This is a genomic window from Methylobacterium nigriterrae (assembly GCF_037106235.1).
GTDB lineage: Bacteria > Pseudomonadota > Alphaproteobacteria > Rhizobiales > Beijerinckiaceae > Methylobacterium > Methylobacterium nigriterrae.
This window is the reverse complement of the sequence record NZ_JBAWTG010000973.1, coordinates 1-262: the sequence shown is the minus strand read 5'-3', so window position 1 is coordinate 262 and position 262 is coordinate 1. Positions and strand designations below refer to the sequence as shown.

The following is a 262-nucleotide window of genomic DNA, read 5'->3' as shown; positions in this document are numbered from 1 at the left end:
GACGGCACGGATGTAGAACTCGCCCCAGCCCGTGCCGGAGACCGCGCAGCTCTCGTTGGCGTAGGTGCCGGCGCCGATGATCGGCGAATCGCCGATGCGGCCCCAGCGCTTGTCGGTCATGCCGCCGGTGGAGGTGCCGGCGGCCAGGTGGCCGCGCGCATCCAGCGCCACCGCGCCGACCGTGCCGAAGTGTTTGGCCGTCTCGACGTCCGCATGCGGCTGCTTCGCCGCATCTTCCTTCAGTGCCCGCTGCAGTTGCTGC

1 protein-coding gene is annotated in these 262 nt (G+C 71.0%); it reads right to left on the bottom strand.

Annotated features, from left to right (window positions below; translation table 11 throughout):
• Positions 1-262 (bottom strand): isoaspartyl peptidase/L-asparaginase (locus WDW90_RS39920; RefSeq protein ID WP_336493093.1); only part of this gene is annotated, 262 nt, incomplete at both ends.